This window comes from Bradyrhizobium australafricanum (assembly GCF_020329495.1).
In the GTDB taxonomy this organism is placed as follows: Bacteria; Pseudomonadota; Alphaproteobacteria; order Rhizobiales; family Xanthobacteraceae; genus Bradyrhizobium; species Bradyrhizobium australafricanum.
This window is the reverse complement of sequence record NZ_JAGKJL010000081.1, coordinates 1-17,149: the sequence shown is the minus strand read 5'-3', so window position 1 is coordinate 17,149 and position 17,149 is coordinate 1. Positions and strand designations below refer to the sequence as shown.

Genomic DNA, 17,149 nt, shown 5'->3' with positions numbered 1-17,149 from the left:
CTCAGCGCCGTTTGAACGAGAAGAGCCCTTCGGGCTTCAGAACGATGACGAGAATTACGGCCGCGAACACCACGGCACGCGCCAGGATGTCGTTGGTCGCCACGGCGACGAGCGCATTGGTCTCGCCCAGAAGTCCGGACGCCATGATCGTGCCGACGAGGCTTCCAAGCCCGCCAGTGACCACGACCATGAAGCCGTCCACGACCATGCTGGAGCCGAGATCGGGCGAGACCCCCTTGAACCCGGACATCATGACACCGGCGACACCGGCCAATCCCGAACCGTAAGCGAAGGTCAGCGCATTGACCTTCCTCACGTCGATGCCGCACGCGGCCGCCATTTTCGGGTTGCGGATGATCGCGCGGACTTTCATCCCGAGCGAGGTCCGATACATGATGGACCAGGTCAGCGCCGTGAGCACCACGGTCACAAGCACGATGAAGCCGCGATAGGCGTTGAGTTCGACGCCCGCGATGTTGACCGCCCCCTGAAGTTCAGCAGGCACTGCGACGTTCTGCAGACCGGTCCCCAGTCCGTCGATGTGGATTCCCAGGAACGTCAAACCGAACTCGAGCCGGATCGCCTGCTGAATCAGCATGGAGACTCCCCACGTCGCGAGCAGCGTATCGAGAAGCCGTCCGTAGAGGCGGCTCACCACCAGACGTTCGATGATCCAGCCAAGGGCTGCAGCGGCCAGAAATGCGAGCGGTAACGCCACATAGAAGCTGGTCTTCAACCAGATCCCGGAGAGCACGGCCACGTAGGCCCCCGCCATCACAATCTCGCCATGCGCCATGTTGATGACGCCCATGGCGCCGTAGGTGATCGCAAGACCGAGCGCGACCAGCAGTAGAATCGAGCCCAGGCTGAGGCCGATGAAAAGAACGTCGATCATGAGGCGTACCGCAATCCAGCCCTGTCGCTGCGAGGGTCCGTGAGGCGGCGATCGCCTCACGGGCTGAGTGATGAGCTCAGATCTTGAGCTTCGACGTATCGAGCCCCTTCGAGGTGCAGAAGAGGTTCGATTCGGTTTCGCCATAGGCGAAGTACGGAAGCGGCTTGATCGGATGCGGATAGGCATCCACCACCTTGCTCTGGCCGTCCGCCTGCCACTGCCCAATGCGCGGGGTCAGCCAGCAATGCAGATTGTCGGCGTCGATCGTCACCCTGCCGCCCGGCGCCTCGTAGCTCTCGCCGGCGATTCCGGTCCGGATCCCCTCTGCGCTGAGATCCTTGGTCTTCTCCACCGCCTGCTTCCACAGGAACACCTGGAAATAGGCGGCTTCCAACGAATGGTAGGTGACCTGCTTCGGATCGTTGACGAACTTGCGGAAGCGCTCGATGAAGCTCTTGTTGCCGGGCATGTCGAGCGACATGAAATACGGGAACGAGGTGTAGCTGCCGGCGGCATAGTCCGCGCCCATGGCCGCGATCTCGATCTCCGACGTCACCGTCGCGCAAATCGGAATCTCGGCCTGCGAGATGCCCTGGTTCTTGAATTCCCGATAGAATGCGATGATGGAGTCGCCGACGACGTTGGACAGCACCACGTCCGCACCCGACTCCTTGATCTTCTTCACCATGACGGCCCACTCGGAATGGCCGAGCTCGAGATATTCGTCTGCCACCCATTGGGCGCCTGCGGCCTCGATCAGCTTCTTGGAGACCTTGGCCATCTCGCGCGGGTAGATGTAGTTCGAACCGACGATGAAGAACTTCTTCTTGCCCAGGGTCTTCACGATCCACGGGATGTAGTTCGCGAGCTGATGGTTCGGCACGGCGCCGGAATAGATCACGTTGCGCGAGCACTCGAAGCCTTCGTAATGGGTCTGGTAGAACAGCATTGCACCGCGCTTCTCGAAGATCGGCAGCACAGCCTTGCGGCTCGCCGAGGTGTGGCAGCCAAAGACCGTCATGATCTTGTCCTTGACGATCAGCTTGGAGGCCTTTTCGGAGAACGTCTTCGGATCGGACGCGCCGTCCTCGACGACCACCTCGACGGGACGACCAAACACGCCGCCCGCGGCATTGATCTCGGCGACGGCCATCGAGACGCCGTTGGCGAGAAGCTTCTCCGCCACGGCCAGATTGCCTGTTTGCGAATAGAGCGCGCCGACCTTGATCGGTTCGGCGGCAAAGGCACGGCTCACGATCTGCGGCGCGGCAAGACTGGCCGAGCCGAGTGCGGCTGCTTTCAGAAGATGACGGCGACTTACGTTCATAGAACTTCCCCTGTTTCCAAAAGTCGATGAAAGCGGAAAAACATCCGTCTCCCTTCGTCCCGCGCCGGCGAACTTCCGCCCGCACCCGCCGGGATCAAGGCGAGCGCCATCGGTCGAACAAACATGTCGACGTGACGATCATCTCGAGGTGAATGGGCTGACGGCCTTGTCAGCAGGCAAACAAAAAACCCGCACCATCCTCGGTCAGAGGACTGGGCGGGCTTCATCGCCGCAGTGTAACGCGGCTTGCGCGCTACACACCTAGAACATGGCCTCAAGGATTGAGGGGATGCGCCAGGAACATCTGTTTCAGATGTTGCCGGATACAAGCATCGTTTTTTATCTAACGCAAGAGCGTTTCGGAATTAATGACCGCGTTCGCGATCTCGTCGATCGGAAGACGCTGCGCCATCGCCTCCTGACGCAACTTCGCGTAGGCATCCTGCTCGTTCAAATTGTTTGCCGCCATCAGAATCGCCTTGGCGCGCGCGATCTTCTGATCGCCGAGAACCTTCCTCTTGTACTTGCGCGCCTCCTTCAAAAGGCGTTGCCGCTGCAGCCAGAGATTGCGGGCAATGGCGAGATTGGTGAGCAAGCCAAACGGCTTGATCGGTCGCTCGATCACGGACAACGCCCCGCTCTCGAGCACCATTTGCAGCATCGATGGATTCTCGTAGCTCACAATGGCGAGGATGGTCGGCGGCGGATTCGGCATCGACCTCAGCAATTGCCCGATTTCCTCGCGCGCCTCGTCTTCCATCGAGAGAAAGACGATATCGCATCCCTGCGGCACCGACGGCGGCACCGGCCACAACAGGTTCGCCATGCACCCGATGCGGCGCAGATGCTCGACAAGCCGTTCGCCATCGGCATCGAATGGATGAATCACGGCGACATCGAGATCGCGAAGGTCCTTGAGAAGAGCGACAGACATGGAGTTCGGCCTCGCTCAGTAGGACAGTGCCCATGCACTCCCCGATTCGTGCTGGAAGCGGACTTCCAGCATGAACGGGTCGGGTGCCACCCTCACGCCGGCGTCGTGAACGACGCGATAATTTCCGGTGGCATCGACGCGTGCCACGCGCGGCCACAGATGCGTGTGGTTGGTGTTACCGTCGATCCGGACCGGTCCTTGCGGCGCGTCATACTCCACTTCCCAGAGCGACCGCAGCAGTTCTTCGAGATGATCGCTACGACTGCGCTCCAATGCCGCCGCGAAGAGGTGAACCGAGAAGTAAGCCGCTTCCGCCGGCGCCGTCACCGGCCAATCGTTCCCCACCCGCTTGTGATAGGCCGCAACGAACGCGCGGGCCGCCTGCGTATCGACGGACTGAAAGAATGGCGCCGCCGTGACGTGGCCTTCGGCAACATCGGCCCGCATGAGAACGACGTCGGCCTCGCTGGTCGATTGACTCGCGATCGGAAGCTGCCGGCCGTCAAATCCGGCCTCCTTGAAGGCCGTGTAGAACGGCACGATGCCGGCGCCGACGATGGTGGAGTAGATCACGTCGGGTCTGGTGGCGCGCACCCTGTCGAGGATCTTTGCGATGTGGCCGGCGGTCAGATTGAGCGGCACATACATTTCTTCGACCGAATGACCTCCGGCACCCGCAAACAGGTCCGCGATGATCCGGTTCGATTCGTAAGGGTAGACGTAATTCGACCCCACCAGAAATACGCGACTGCCGTAGTTCCTGGTGAGATAATCCACCAGTTGAACCGAATTCTGATTGGGAGCTGCGCCGGTATAGATGCAGTGGCGCGAATACTCGAAGCCCTCGTAGAGCGTCGGATAGAACATCAACGCGCTCCGCGCTTCGACGATCGGCAGCATCGCCTTTCGGGTACTCGACATGTGCCCGCCGAAGATGACGCGCACCCGATCCTCGTCGAGCAACTTCACCGTCAGTTCGCGGTAGCGGGACGGTGTCGACGCGGGATCGTAAGCCACCGGCTCGATGCGCCGTCCGCAGACTCCGCCGGCGGCATTGATTTCATCGATCGCAAGAAGCGTAGCCGCCCGCTGCGTGCGCTCGATCGCACCGGTCACTCCGGTCTCAGAAAACAAGACACCGACGCGCCAAGTCTCCATATCCATCAGCGTTCACCCAAAAAAAATGGTCCCCGTCCCCCTTAGCAGAGGTCGAGAACCACACTGTTCGCGTTCAGGGCGATCTCGACCATGCGAGCCGCATCCAAAGTATGTCAGAGGCCGGGACTCGTTGCAATGCAGCAACCGTAAAAACTTCGGCCATGACGAATGCGAGCCGCCGCACGAAATACGACGGGCGTCCAATTCATCGCAGGAAGGACCTGCGGTCGGACCGAACCGCGGCAGCGACCGCCTCGAGCACCACGCGGACGCGGCGAAGTCGACGGGTATCATCGTGGACAGACATCCAGTAGCTGCGCGTTGCCTGGAATTTGTCCCCGAGCAGAAGCTTCAACCCCGGTCGCTCGCGAGCGAGATAACGCGGCAGGACGCCGATAGCCGCGCCGCTGACCACCGCGTCGACCTGTGCGATCACACTGCTGGTGCGGATCGTCGGCACGACTTCCACACCGTCACCCAGGTCAAGAAAGTTGAGCTGCTGGGTAAAAAGGAGCTCGGCGATGTATCCGACGAAGACGTGCTTCCTGAGATCCTGCAGTGACCTCGGACGGCCCATCCGCTGGAAGTAGATATCCGAACCATAGAGGTCGAGCGTGTAGTCGGTCAGCTTTTGAGCCGCGACCTGCCCCGCCACCGGCCGGTCAAGCGTGATGGCGATGTCGACCTCGCGTGCCGCCAACGAATAGGTCCGCGGCAAGGCGACCAGTTCGATTTCGAGCTCGGGATGCGCGGCGGACAACAGGAAGATCTTGCTGCCGAGATATCCGGCCCCCAGCCCTTCGGGCGCACCAATCCGAACGCGCCCATTCACCACTGATTGCGCGTCGGCTAACCCCGCGATGTCGCGCAGGATGATCGACTCCAGTTCCTCCGTGATGTCCGCGAGCCGGCGGCCATGCTCGGTCACCGCCGTCCGCCGCCCCGCCCTTTCGACCAACGGCATCCCGACCGACCGTTCGAGGCGGAGGACACGGCGCCCGACAGTCGAGTCGTCGATGCCGAGCAGTTTCGCGGCCTCGGACATCCGGCCGCTCCGCGTCACCTGTAGGAAGACTCGCAGATCATCCCAATCCATTCGGGTCTCTCGCATTTTTGCAAGTAGAAGTCGCAGTTTCGGGCATTGAGAGCACAAATCCGCCATGCCATCCAGCGGCAACAGTGCGCGGAGAGAGAAGAGAGGCCTGATGCGGATCGACGGGGATTTTGACTATGTGGTTGTCGGTGCAGGCACCGCAGGCTGCATCGTCGCAAACCGGCTGTCCGAAGACCCGCGCAACCGCGTCCTTCTGCTCGAAGCAGGCGGGAGGGACAACTGGATCTGGTTTCACATTCCGGTCGGCTATCTGTTTGCCATCGGAAATCCACGCGCCGACTGGATGTTCAAGACCGACCCGGAGCCGGGATTGAATGGACGCGCGCTGGCCTATCCCCGCGGCAAGGTGATCGGCGGCTCGTCCGCGATCAATGCGATGATCTCGATGCGCGGCCAGGCAGCGGACTACGACGGATGGCGTCAGCTCGGCTTGGAGGGCTGGGGCTGGGATGATGTGCTGCCGGAATTTCGCAATCTCGAAGATCACTTCATGGGCGCGAGCGACCTCCACGGCACGGGAGGCGGCTGGCGGATCGAGCCGCCGCGCGTGTCGTGGCCGGTTCTCGACGCCGCGGCGGCGGCCGCCGAGGACATGGGCATTTCGCGCAGCCTGGATTTCAACACCGGTGACAACGAGGGCGCCGGCTACTTCCACGTCAACCAGAAGCGCGGACGACGATGGTCCTCTGCGCGAGGCTTTTTGAAGCCGGCCTTGAGCCGACCAAACCTCCGCCTCGAGACCAATGTCTGCGTGGACAGGCTCCGTATCGAAAACCGTCGCGTGACCGGCCTGCGTCTGGTCCGAGACGGTCAATCCGTCGATGTCGCTGCCAAGCGGGAAGTCATCCTGTGTGCCGGCGCGCTCGGCTCCGTGCAGATCCTGCATCGCTCCGGCGTAGGACCCGCCGACTGGCTCCGCCCGTTGGGTATCGAGATTGCGCTTGATGGTCCGGGCATCGGACACAACCTGCAGGATCATCTTCAGCAGCGCGCGATCTACAAGGTCAGCGGCATCAGGACATTGAACGAAACGTACCATTCGCTTGGCCGCCGCGCCCTCATGGGGCTCGACTACGTCTTCCGCCGACGCGGCCCACTCACCATGGCGCCCTCACAGCTCGGCATCTTCACCCGATCGAGCCCCACGCATGAGAGAGCCAATATCCAGTTTCATATCCAACCTCTCTCGCTCGACAAGTTCGGCGAACCGCTGCACCGCTTTCCTGCGATCACGGTCGCCGCCTGCAATCTTCGGCCGACATCACGGGGCACGGTCCGGATCGAGTCCAGCAGCCCCAAAGCCCCGCCGCGCATCGCGCCGAACTATCTTGCTACGCCCGAGGACCGGCTCGTCGCGGCAGATGCCATTCGGGTCACCCGCACGCTGATGCGCCAGCCGGCGCTCGCTCGTTACGCACCCGAGGAATTTCTGCCCGGCCCGTACGTCGCCGACGATGACGTGTCACTCGCACACGCTGCCGGCGACATTGGCACGACCATCTTTCATCCGGTCGGCACCATCAGGATGGGGCCCGAGGCGGATCCGCTGTCGCCGCTTGACGCGCGCCTTCGCATGCGAGGCATCGACGGGCTCCGGGTCATCGACGCCTCGATCATGCCCACCATCACATCGGGAAATACCAACACCCCAACCGCAATGATCGCGCGCAAGGGCGCCAGCATGGTGCTCGACGACGCGCATCGGTCCCGCATCGCCTAGCCGCCATTCGTTTCATCGAGGAGACTCCGCAAATGACCCATCCCGTTCCGCATTTCATCAATGGCGCCCCGGTCACGTCTTTGCACGGCCGTGCCGCGCCGATCTACAATCCTGCGACAGGCGAGCAATCCGGGACCGTGCCGCTTGCCGGCGCCGACGAGGTCTCGTCAGTGGTCGCGGCCGCACGGACCGCCTTTCCCGACTGGGCCAAGTCTCCGCCGCTGCGGCGCGCGCGCATCCTCAATCGTTTCCTCCGTATCCTCGAGGAACGGCTCGATGAGCTCGCGGCCGTGATCACGTCAGAGCATGGCAAGGTTTTTTCCGACGCAAAGGGGGAAGTACAGCGCGGAATGGAAGTCGTGGAGTTTGCCATCGGCGCGCCACAGCTTTTGAAGGGCGAGATCACCGAGAACGTCGGCACGCGCGTCGACAGTCATTCGTTGCGCCAGCCGCTCGGGGTCGTCGCGGGCATCACGCCGTTCAATTTCCCGGCCATGGTTCCGATGTGGATGTTTCCGGTGGCACTTGCCTGCGGCAACACATTCATCCTGAAACCCTCCGAGAAGGTTCCCTCCGCGTCCATCCTCCTGGCGCAATGGTTGAAAGAGGCCGGGCTGCCGGACGGCGTGTTCAACGTCGTGCACGGCGACAAACAAGCGGTCGACGCGCTGTTGACGCATCCTGATGTCGCAGCGGTGAGCTTCGTTGGCTCGACACCTGTCGCACGATCGATCCACGAAACTGCAACTCTGCACGGAAAGCGCTGCCAGGCCCTGGGCGGTGCCAAGAACCATATGATCATCATGCCGGATGCCGACATGGACCAGGCTGTCGATGCGCTCATGGGTGCGGCCTATGGCTCGGCCGGCGAACGCTGCATGGCGATCTCGGTTGCGGTCCCTGTCGGCGAGACGACGGCGAAGACCTTGATCGAAAAGCTCGTACCCCGGATTCATGCATTGAACATCGGTCCAGGCATGGACCCGGAGAGCGAGATGGGTCCGCTTGTCAGCCGGCAACATCGCGACAAGGTGCTTGGCTACATCGATGCCGGCGTCGCCGAAGGTGCGACGCTGCTGGTGGATGGTCGTGAGTTTCGCCGCCAGGGTTACGAGAAAGGCTACTTCACCGGCGGCACGCTGTTCGATCGCGTCACATCCGATATGACGATCTACCGCGAAGAGATATTCGGACCAGTCCTAACGGTCGTACGCGCCTCGTCTTATGACGAGGCCGCCGCCCTGATCAACGCGCACCAGTTCGGCAATGGCACCGCGATCTTTACGCGCGACGGCGACGCGGCACGCGAGTTTGCCAACCAGATCCAGGTCGGGATGGTCGGCATCAATGTGCCGATTCCTGTTCCGATGGCTTTCCATTCATTTGGTGGCTGGAAAGCCTCCCTGTTCGGCGATCACCACATGCACGGACCAGAAGGCGTGCGGTTCTATACCAGGTTGAAGACAATTACGACGCGCTGGCCGACCGGTATTCGCAGTGGCGCGGAGTACGTGATGCCAACGTTGGGATGAAGGGCAAGCGGCCAAATAGCGAGGCAACCAAGACGTGAGCTACAGGCACCTGATGTGGGCATCACCGTTGATCGACTAGCAGCAGCTGAAGGTTCATAGCCAACATTGGCGCGTCGTCAGGAAGTTCACAGGTGGGGGTATCGGCCGTGCGGTACGCGTCCGCTAAGTACCTTCGTTGTCGGACACCCGCTTTTGGCGGACCGATGGATGCTCCGGTCACCGTTGTTGAGATGCACCGTGGTGTGGCGATGCCACGAAAGATGATGGTCGGCACTTGAGGCCTGCCATCCGCGATTGATTTTGATTCAGCTCCCCGTGGCCGATTTGGCGCCGGATCCGATGACGCGAACGTCATCGGAGACAGGTCGGAGCGTTCGCATTTGCTACGATTTCAAAGCGTTGCAAAGCCGAGCCGCACTGCAAAGTGCATTTCGGGACCACCCGTGCTCTTCAGCGTGGCCAAGTGTCCAAAATCATCAAAGAGAGCCCAGTTGAGACCAAATCTGCGGATAGCTTTGTCAACAAATTTGAACCGATGACCTTCAGGTTATAAGCCTGACAATTTCCGAAGCGCTATTCGACACGCTGGCCCGCGCGCCAGCCCATCTCCCAGAAGTCTGCCTCGAGACGAGTAGCTTCCTTGAAGATCGCAATCAGCTCTGCCTCGCGGGCCGGGGTGGCGTAGAGATCAGCGAGACGTTCCAAGTGTGCTCCCGCTTTCGCCGCGACCTCTTGGTATGGCGCGCCAGCGTACTCGGCAATCCACACGCGATAGGGGTTCGTCGCAGCGTTCGCATCGGGTTGTGCAGCCAGCCGCTTCGCGATCTCCGCGTACCCGATCACGCATGGGGCCAGCGCCACCTTGAGCGCCAGCAGATCGCCGCGCATTCCAGCATCCAGCACGTAGCGAGTATAGGCTAGCATCTCGGCCGCCGGAGGGGTCTGTTCAAGGTCGCTTGGGGACAGACCCCAACCGGCACAGAGTGTCACATGAAGGTTCATCTCGACATCAAGGATGGCCGAAAGACCGGCCGCTGCTTCACGCATGTCGGCAAGCTTGGGCGATTTGTAGACCGAGAGCGCGTAGACGCGCGCGAACTCGATGAGGAACAAGTAATCCTGAGCAAGATAATAACGAAATGCCGGTTCGGCGAGCGAGCCGTCTGCCAGTCCGTTCGTGAAGGGATGCTCGGTGTAGGCGCGCCACTCAGCAGATGCCTCTGTCTTTAGACGCTCCCAGAAACTCACGTTATGTTTCGCCTGGCTTGCCATGAACCGCTTTTGATTACTTCCCATAGCCTGCATTATGAGGCTGACCTTGGCCGGCCGCGGCGATCTGCCGGCACGCTGCCGTATGGAGGTCGCTTGCCGTCGATCGCTGGGCTTGAGTGCGTTCTCACGTTATCACCTACAGAACGCAACGTCCTGGTCCAAGATTCGACTACAGACAATCCGCACTAGTTTCGCGCCAATAACAACCCGCACGAAGGGTGGCGAACGTGGTCGAATTCGACGAAAAGGCAGAAAACTTAACAGCGGCGACGATTGTCCCACCGCTCATAACGGTCTGGTTGCAGGTTCGAGTCCTGCCGGGCCCACCAATGAGATCAATAGCTTACTTCGTTCTCGTTGCCCGCAGCGCGACGACCGCACCAGAAACCGCACCAGATACGTGCTGTTTTCGTTACACGAAAGTTCGCAACGGCGTCAGGCAAGCTCACCTGCTGATGAGTGGACGCGACAGTGCCATCCACGATCCTCGCCTTCGGCCGACGGAGAGGCACCGACAGAAGCAGTCTCTCCCTTTGGCGGTGAAGTCAGCTATCTCCGGCAAAGCGGAAGTCAGCCATAACGCCAATCAAGTCCGCTAAGGGCCAGTAGCAGACATGCGGCGCGATGCGGTGACCAGATCAACATGGACGAGGTTGACGGCACCCACAGGCGCCGGCCGCAAACGCGGCCGGTCCTCAAGGACGCGCAAGGAGCAACGGCTGCACGTTTGCGCCGCCTGCCATCAGGGGATTCGACGGTTCGAAGCGAGCGCGCAGTTCTCGCTGCTGGACGAGCGAGCGTGCAACAACAAAGGCGTTCTTCAGGCTTCTGGCTTGCCGGAGTGCGACATTGAAAAAGGCGTTGCCGAAGTAGGTCCACTTGGCTTTGTCCCGACAGCCGAACGATGAATGGTCGGCATCGGCCGCGGTGATGACCAACGTATCGGGGTTCGCGAGACGAGGGATAAAGACCCCGGAATAACAGGCAGAGATGACCACCACCTTGTATCGCATGCCGGTCCGCGCCAGCATGGCGGCGAGATGGGGCGGCGTGAGCGTTTGCGTAAGCCGCCCGGCTTTGATTGCAAGCCCGTCGGGGGAGCCGTGCGAGGTGAGAATCAAGAACAGAACATCATTCTCGGCGTCCATCCCATTGGCCGCCGCCTGCATGGACTTAGCCAGGCCTTCAATCGTTGCACCTCCGCCTTTCTTCGAATTGAATTGCACGTTGACTGGGCCGCTCCCGAAACGACCCGCTACGACCTGTGCTGCGCCGGTCGCCTCGCTTCTAAACACGCCCTGATCGCCGAAGAGGCCGAACGACACCACGCTCACCTTGCGAGCGTCCTCAACGGCGTGCACCGGCGAAGCCAACGGCGCGACGGTCAAAACAAAAGCGACGAGCGGCGCGCCAAGCCGGCTGATCCAAGAGCCGATCCAAGTGCCGTTCCAAGAACCACTACAAGACTTGCACTCCATGGCGAACCTCGTCTGGTGATCGCCACCTAGCATATGGCGATTCAATTTGACGGCATTGCGCCCCGGTTCAGCGATTCCTTGCCGCAACCCCGCCTCGGTCGATATTTTTCTCCGATCACGCGAAAAATTGCGATGCCGGCTCAGCGAACGCCGGCAACGATCACGCGCGCTCCCGCGTCGGCGAGACGCTTGCACTGCTCCTCAGATGCGCCGACATCAGTCACCAGAGTCCAGCGCGGCGGCAGCGGCGCCCAGGCCATCTGTTCGGCGCGGCCGAGCTTGCTGGCGTCGGCGAGAACGATGACTTCCTTCGACTGCTGCATCATCAGCGACTTCAGTGCGACCTGTTCGAGATCCGCTTCGCACAGGCCGCGGCCATTCACCACGCCGTCGGCGCTCATGACGGCGCGGTCCGCGGTCATGCGCCGCAGCGCCTCATTGGCGAGCGGCCCCATGGTGCTCATGCTGGTGGTGCGCAGCGCGCCGCCCAACACCACAAGCTTTATGCTCGGAGCCTTGGCGAAGAAGGGCAGCAGCGCAAGATTGTTGGTGATGATGCGCAGCCGCCGATGCTGCAGCAGTCGGCCGAAGGCTGCGACCGTCGAGCCGGCATCGAGAATCAGTGTGTCGCCATCCTCGATCAGATCGATCGCCGCGCGCGCGATCGCCTGCTTCTGTTTGCCCTGAACCGCGAGGCGCTGCTCGAGCGTCGTCTCGTTCGCGTGGGCGGTGAGAATGGCGCCGCCATAGGTGCGGCGCACGGCATTGTTCTTGGAAAGATGCTGCAAGTCGCGCCGCACGGTGGAAGCGGAGACGTCGAAGCGCCGCGCGAGATCGTCGACATCGATCTCTCCCGCGTTCAGTGCTTCCAACAGACGAGCGTGACGCTCCTTGCTGCGCATCGACATCGAACCTCAGCCCCCGGATTCATTGCCGTCAGCCGAGCTCGACCGTATCGGCTTCGCGGCACGGCCGATGAATACCACGATGCATCGGCCGCGCAATGTCAGCGCTTAACGCGCATCTCGCTCCTCATCCTGAGGAGCCCGCGCAGCCCCTCAAGCCGCCTTCTTGGGCGCGAGATCGACCGCCTGCCGCAGCGCTTCGATCAGGCTGCGCTCGTCGGCGATGCCCTTGCCCGCGATGTCGAAGGCGGTCCCGTGATCGACCGAGGTGCGGATCACCGGCAGACCAACAGTGATGTTCACACCGGCTTCCAGCCCCAGCACCTTGATGGGTCCATGGCCCTGATCGTGATACATCGCGACCACCATGTCGTAGTCGCCGCGGCCGGCCAGGAAGAACAGCGTGTCGGCAGGCAGGGGGCCGTGCACGTCCCAGCCCTTGCGCTGACAGGCTTCCACGGCCGGCGCGATCTTCGCGGCTTCCTCGCCGCGACCGAACAACCCGTTCTCGCCGGCATGCGGATTGATGGCGCAGACGCCGATCTTCGGATTGGCGACGCCGGCGCGCACCAGCACGTCATGCCCGCGTGCGATGACACGCTCGACGAGGCCGGGCTCGATCTTCTCGATCGCATCGAGCAGGCCGATATGCGTGGTCACGTGAATGACGCGGAGTTTCGGCGACACCAGCATCATCGATACTTCCGGCGTGCCGGTCAGATGCGCCAGGAGCTCGGTATGGCCGGGATATTTGTGGCCGGCCGCATGCAGCGCTTCCTTGGAAAGCGGCGCGGTGCAGATGCCCTGCGCGAGCCCTGCCTGCACCACCTGCACGGCTTTCTCGATGTAGCGATATGCCGCCTCACCTGCCGTCGCCGACACCTTGCCGAACGCCAGATCGTCCGGCACCAGCTTCAGGTCAACGCACTGCACGGCCTTCGACGCAAAATTCGCCTGCTTCGCGTCGCTCAACGCATCGACCTCAAGCGGCACGCCGACGATCTGACCGGCCTTGCGCAGACGGTTGGAGTCGCCGATCACCAGCGCATTGCAGATCGCCTGCACCTGCGGCTGCGCCAGCGCCTTCATGATCACCTCGGGCCCGATACCGGCCGGATCTCCCATGGTGATCGCAATGGTCGGACGAGTCATATGAAACTTCCTCTGGTTCGGACGGCGCGAAGCCGCTCGCTGATGCGGATGAGGCTGTTCTCGTCACCGAACGCGCCCGCTTTGGTGGCGATCGGAACAGACAATCGGCCAAGAGTAAGGCCGAGCGACACGCCCGGCTCGATTTCGTCGGCAAGACGGATACCGTTGACACCGAAGCGCGACAGCATCGCCGCGGCGGTTTCGCCGCCGGTCGCAGCGAAGGCGCCGATCGCGGGTGCGACGGCCTCAAGAGCGTCGGCGAGCCCCTTGGCGAGCTGCGGGCCGAGCGACATGTCGGGGTGATCATCCATCATGATCTCAACCAGTGTATCGCCGCCGCCGGCAAGTCGTTTCATCACGTCCGCGGCGAGCGCCGCCCGGCCGGCACCATCGTTGAGCAGCGTCTCCGGCGCGACCGGGAAATGGGCCACGGTGCCGGTCGCCTCCAGCTCGCGCGCGGCGGCGCGAGATGCGCCGGCGAGCGAGCCCACCACGATCAGGGTGCCGGATGCGCTCGTCGGAATGCGCAGCGGCTCGACGGCATGGCTGACTTCGAGGCCGGCCAGCGCGTGCGCGAGGCCGGCGCTGCCGATGAAGAAGGTTGCGGGCGATGCATGCAGGCTCGCCTCCGCGATCAAACGCAGATCGTGTTCAGTCTCGGCGTCGCAGGCCGCGACCACGTCGCCCTCCCAGGCGAGCCTCGCGAACGTGGCTTTGAGATCGCCACCGCGCACGGCAGCGAGCTTGACCTTCTCACCGCGAACGCCCGCGGTCGCGAGAACGTCGACAAGATCGGCATTCGGGTAGGTGTGGTCGCGGTGCCAGACCTCGGCCTCCTCGAGGGGGCGGCCTCTGACCAGGATACGCCCGTCGATGGTGGTCCGGCCGGTGGCCGGAAAGGCCGGCGCGAACACGCCAAAGGCCGGACCCGACCGTGACTTGAGATGCGCAAGCGCGGCGGCAGTCTCCGCTGCAGGTTGCCCCCGCAGCGTCGAGTCAATCTTCTTGAAAAGAATACGTCCGCCTTCGCAAAGGCGCGCCAGCACATCGGCATGGCGGGCTGCAGCGGCCCCGGCCGAAAGGCCTCGACTCGCGGCATCGTAGGCCAGGACGGGCAGCTGGTAGCCCGACGCGTCGGTCACCTCACCCCACGTCACCGCAGCCGCACGCCCCCTTCTGCCGAAGGCGATCGCACAGTCCGCGGCGCCGGTGAGATCGTCAGCGACGATCAGCCAGCTTTGGCTTGACGCGTTTTCTTGACGCGAACCGGTATCCACTTCGCTCGAAAACGCTTTAGGGGCCATCTTCAGCGACCTGCTTCAGTGACTTTGCCTCAGTGACTTGCCTCAGTGACAACCGAGCGCGCCGCGGGGGTCATCTTGCCGGCAGAAGCCACGTTGTTCTCTTCTGCAGGCTCCTCGACGTCGCGACCAACAACGCGGGCTGTCCAGGCGGTGACGATCGGCACGAGGATTGCGGTAACCACGACGCAGGCCGCGACGAGGATAGTCGCAGGCCGCGCCGCGTCCGCATAGGCTGGATTCGCCGCGGCGACAATCGCCGGGACGGCCGCCGCATTACCGGCCGTCGAGGCCGCCGCAACACCCGCGACACCATTCCCGCCAGTGATGCGATCGGCGAGGAACAGCGGGATGCCGGTCACAACCACCACGGCCACTCCCATGCCGAGGCCGAGCAGGCCGGCCTGCCAAACCTTCGACAGATCGAGGCCGGCGCCGAGCGCGAAGGCGAAGAACGGGATCATCACAGGCACCGCGCGGCTCAGGAAGTCGCGCATCTCTCTGTCGAGATTGCCGATGATCATACCCACCACCAGAGGCAGGATAGCGCCCACGAGGGTCTGCCATGGAAATGCCGAGAGGCCGGCGACGCCCAAAGTGATCATGGTGAGGAAAGGACCGCTCTCCAGCGACATGACGGTATAGGCGCCGACGTCACGCGGACGTCCATATTGGCCCATCAACGCCATATAGAGACCGCCATTGGTGTCGTTCATGGCGGCGACGATCGCGAGCGTCGAGACACCCGCGAACATGCCAGCTGCGACCGGCGTCTCTCCCAAAATGCGGCCGAAGATCAGGCCGAGGACAACGGCCACGCCAACCTTCACGATCAGCAGGGTGCCGCCCTTCTTCACAATGTAGGGGGTCGCGCGGAAGTCGATGCTCGCGCCCATGCAAACGTAGAACACGGCGAGAATTGTCAGCGCGCCAGAGAACAGTGCGCCGGTGAAGGAGCCAAAAAACTTCGGGGTATCGGGAAAGAAGGTCGCAATAAGCGCCCCGACCAACAGAGGGACCACCATCATCCCGCCCGGCACGCTCTCGATCGCCCGCTTAATTGGAACCTGCATTTCTGTTGTCCTCCCGCACACCGCGCACTTCCGATCATTTTGCGCGTTTTGCTATAAAAACGAGCAAACGCCGGCCGTATATGCTCATATCGCGCAGTATTCAAGAATTATTGCGCATTTCGCGCAAAAAAATTCGCTCCGTCAGATGCGATTGATTTTGCTCGCGGGAGAATGCCAGGGAATTGGGTCATGAGAGGTTGGGCATGGTGCTCATCGTGCAGATGCTCGAAACGCTTACTTGGGGCAACACCCACCGAAGCCCCGACCGTCGCATGCTTCGGCCGCAAGGGTGCCCGGCCGGGCCCTCGCCTGCAGGCGGGGCACCGCCTCGGCCAGCGGAACGTCGGCCTGTAAGTCGTCGCGCTCGCGCAGGCTTTCTTCGGGCGCTAGTATGAAGCCTCCCAAGACCGCTCTGAGATTGTTCGGTATTGCAGGCGAAAGCCGTTGCGCAACGGCCGATGGGCCTACTTCTTCGAGCCTCCAACCTGGGCGCGTGCGCAAGGGTGTCACGTCAAGGCGAAGGCACTCGGTGAGAACTACAATGCGGCCGTTGAGCGCGCCGAGTACGTTCTTCTGCCGGCCTTCGACAGCTGGCGGTCTCACGGGCTGACGGAGTGGTTGCAGCGCGAGGAGCATGTCGTCGGAGCTTTTGAGATTTCGTACTACCGCCCCAAGGAGCGGCCCAATAGCGTGAAGATCGTGCATCCGAAGAACGGCGAGGAAGCCTGGTGACCGCTTTTCGATGATCGGGGCGAATCACTTTTCCCCGAACTGGTGGCCGAGCTCGATGCCATCAAGCAGGTCACGGTTTCGGGTCTGGTCTTCAGGCGCGATCGCGCGCACCGCAAGTCGCGTACTCCGCCACCGTGGATAACTGAGCGCAAGGACCTCCGCTACCTGCGCAGCGTCGTGAAGGACATTGTCGCCGCGGCCGGCCGCCACAGGTCTGCACGGCAATTGCGGATCTATGCAAAGCGGACCCGTAAACAGCTGTCGCGCGCCATGGAAAACTGCCCCCTCGGCGCCATGAGGAATTGCCCCCTCCTTGGATTAGCCGAGGAGAGAGCGAATGAAGCAGGAACGAATCACTAGAGGCTCGTCGTGGAGTGATCCACGGGGGCAGGTGATGAAGACGCCGGATGACGTGGCGGAGATGTTGCGCCTGAGGGCGTGCGGATGGGGGCTGAAGCGCATTGCGCGCCAGCTGGGCTGCAGCCATCACACGGTGAAGGATTATATTGCGGCGGGCGGGGTGAAGCCGTTCAAGTCGCCCGAGCGGCTGAAGCGG

At 62.3% G+C, this 17,149-nt stretch carries 16 protein-coding genes; 5 read left to right on the top strand and 11 right to left on the bottom strand.

The features are described 5' to 3' along the window. Position 1 precedes the first annotated feature (1 nt). From urtB to J6525_RS40680, 5 genes are all read right to left on the bottom strand, one after another. Positions 2–895, bottom strand: coding sequence for an urea ABC transporter permease subunit UrtB (urtB, locus tag J6525_RS40700; RefSeq protein WP_225648894.1), 894 nt, complete (start codon positions 893–895; stop codon positions 2–4). Positions 896–971: 76 nt separating this feature from the next. Next, positions 972–2,222, bottom strand: coding sequence for a transporter substrate-binding domain-containing protein (locus J6525_RS40695; RefSeq protein WP_225648893.1), 1,251 nt, complete (start codon positions 2,220–2,222; stop codon positions 972–974). A 343-nt stretch (positions 2,223–2,565) separates the two neighbouring features. Continuing rightward, complete coding sequence (locus tag J6525_RS40690) at positions 2,566–3,156, bottom strand: ANTAR domain-containing response regulator (protein WP_092083068.1); 591 nt, start codon at positions 3,154–3,156, stop codon at positions 2,566–2,568. Positions 3,157–3,171: 15 nt separating this feature from the next. After that, on the bottom strand, positions 3,172–4,323 hold the full coding sequence (locus tag J6525_RS40685; RefSeq protein ID WP_225648907.1) for a transporter substrate-binding domain-containing protein: 1,152 nt from the start codon (positions 4,321–4,323) through the stop codon (positions 3,172–3,174). Between the two features lie 196 nt (positions 4,324–4,519). Beyond that, positions 4,520–5,410 (bottom strand): LysR family transcriptional regulator, encoded by an 891-nt coding sequence (locus tag J6525_RS40680; RefSeq protein ID WP_176936903.1) that lies wholly within the window; start codon positions 5,408–5,410, stop codon positions 4,520–4,522. Between the two features lie 109 nt (positions 5,411–5,519). Between J6525_RS40680 and J6525_RS40675 the strand changes: the two genes are divergently transcribed. Next, positions 5,520–7,148 carry a GMC family oxidoreductase gene (locus J6525_RS40675; protein WP_225648892.1) on the top strand — a complete coding sequence of 543 codons (1,629 nt, stop codon included), beginning with the start codon at positions 5,520–5,522 and terminating at the stop codon, positions 7,146–7,148. Positions 7,149–7,180: 32 nt separating this feature from the next. Next, the gene (locus J6525_RS40670; protein ID WP_225648891.1) at positions 7,181–8,680 is read left to right on the top strand and encodes a CoA-acylating methylmalonate-semialdehyde dehydrogenase; all 1,500 of its coding nucleotides are present in this window, start codon (positions 7,181–7,183) and stop codon (positions 8,678–8,680) included. A 573-nt stretch (positions 8,681–9,253) separates the two neighbouring features. Here the strand turns inward: J6525_RS40670 and tenA are convergent. From tenA to J6525_RS40640, 6 genes are all read right to left on the bottom strand, one after another. Continuing rightward, positions 9,254–9,928, bottom strand: coding sequence for a thiaminase II (gene tenA, locus J6525_RS40665; RefSeq protein ID WP_225648906.1), 675 nt, complete (start codon positions 9,926–9,928; stop codon positions 9,254–9,256). Between the two features lie 719 nt (positions 9,929–10,647). After that, a complete protein-coding gene (locus tag J6525_RS40660) occupies positions 10,648–11,517 on the bottom strand; it encodes a C13 family peptidase (protein ID WP_225648890.1) in 870 nt (289 codons plus the stop codon). Positions 11,518–11,570: 53 nt separating this feature from the next. Then, positions 11,571–12,338, bottom strand: coding sequence for a DeoR/GlpR family DNA-binding transcription regulator (locus tag J6525_RS40655; RefSeq protein ID WP_225648889.1), 768 nt, complete (start codon positions 12,336–12,338; stop codon positions 11,571–11,573). A gap of 150 nt (positions 12,339–12,488) precedes the next feature. Then, positions 12,489–13,487, bottom strand: coding sequence for a 4-hydroxythreonine-4-phosphate dehydrogenase PdxA (gene pdxA / locus J6525_RS40650; RefSeq protein ID WP_225648888.1), 999 nt, complete (start codon positions 13,485–13,487; stop codon positions 12,489–12,491). Continuing rightward, the gene (locus J6525_RS40645) at positions 13,484–14,791 is read right to left on the bottom strand and encodes a four-carbon acid sugar kinase family protein (RefSeq protein ID WP_092090552.1); all 1,308 of its coding nucleotides are present in this window, start codon (positions 14,789–14,791) and stop codon (positions 13,484–13,486) included. The genes pdxA and J6525_RS40645 overlap by 4 nt, the downstream gene beginning before the upstream one ends. Before the next feature lie 29 nt (positions 14,792–14,820). Next, the gene (locus J6525_RS40640; protein WP_092090551.1) at positions 14,821–15,861 is read right to left on the bottom strand and encodes a 2-keto-3-deoxygluconate permease; all 1,041 of its coding nucleotides are present in this window, start codon (positions 15,859–15,861) and stop codon (positions 14,821–14,823) included. Between the two features lie 444 nt (positions 15,862–16,305). Between J6525_RS40640 and J6525_RS40635 the strand changes: the two genes are divergently transcribed. The 3 genes from J6525_RS40635 to J6525_RS40625 all read left to right on the top strand — a co-directional run. Then, positions 16,306–16,593: a hypothetical protein gene (locus J6525_RS40635; protein WP_225648887.1), complete on the top strand. Its 288-nt coding sequence runs from the start codon at positions 16,306–16,308 to the stop codon at positions 16,591–16,593. Positions 16,594–16,635: 42 nt separating this feature from the next. Next, positions 16,636–16,953, top strand: a complete 318-nt coding sequence (locus tag J6525_RS40630; RefSeq protein ID WP_225648886.1) for a hypothetical protein — start codon at positions 16,636–16,638, stop codon at positions 16,951–16,953. Further along, positions 16,931–17,149: helix-turn-helix domain-containing protein (locus J6525_RS40625; protein WP_225649555.1), on the top strand; the 219-nt coding region annotated here is incomplete at its 3' end. The genes J6525_RS40630 and J6525_RS40625, both read left to right, overlap by 23 nt.

Coding starts and splice junctions, on each gene's coding strand:
- urtB (WP_225648894.1), bottom strand. CDS start 895: ATGATCGACGTTCTTTTCATCGGCCTCAGCCTGGGCTCGATTCTACTG.
- J6525_RS40695 (WP_225648893.1), bottom strand. CDS start 2,222: ATGAACGTAAGTCGCCGTCATCTTCTGAAAGCAGCCGCACTCGGCTCG.
- J6525_RS40690 (WP_092083068.1), bottom strand. CDS start 3,156: ATGTCTGTCGCTCTTCTCAAGGACCTTCGCGATCTCGATGTCGCCGTG.
- J6525_RS40680 (WP_176936903.1), bottom strand. CDS start 5,410: ATGGATTGGGATGATCTGCGAGTCTTCCTACAGGTGACGCGGAGCGGC.
- J6525_RS40675 (WP_225648892.1), top strand. CDS start 5,520: ATGCGGATCGACGGGGATTTTGACTATGTGGTTGTCGGTGCAGGCACC.
- J6525_RS40670 (WP_225648891.1), top strand. CDS start 7,181: ATGACCCATCCCGTTCCGCATTTCATCAATGGCGCCCCGGTCACGTCT.
- J6525_RS40655 (WP_225648889.1), bottom strand. CDS start 12,338: ATGTCGATGCGCAGCAAGGAGCGTCACGCTCGTCTGTTGGAAGCACTG.
- pdxA (WP_225648888.1), bottom strand. CDS start 13,487: ATGACTCGTCCGACCATTGCGATCACCATGGGAGATCCGGCCGGTATC.
- J6525_RS40645 (WP_092090552.1), bottom strand. CDS start 14,791: ATGGCCCCTAAAGCGTTTTCGAGCGAAGTGGATACCGGTTCGCGTCAA.
- J6525_RS40640 (WP_092090551.1), bottom strand. CDS start 15,861: ATGCAGGTTCCAATTAAGCGGGCGATCGAGAGCGTGCCGGGCGGGATG.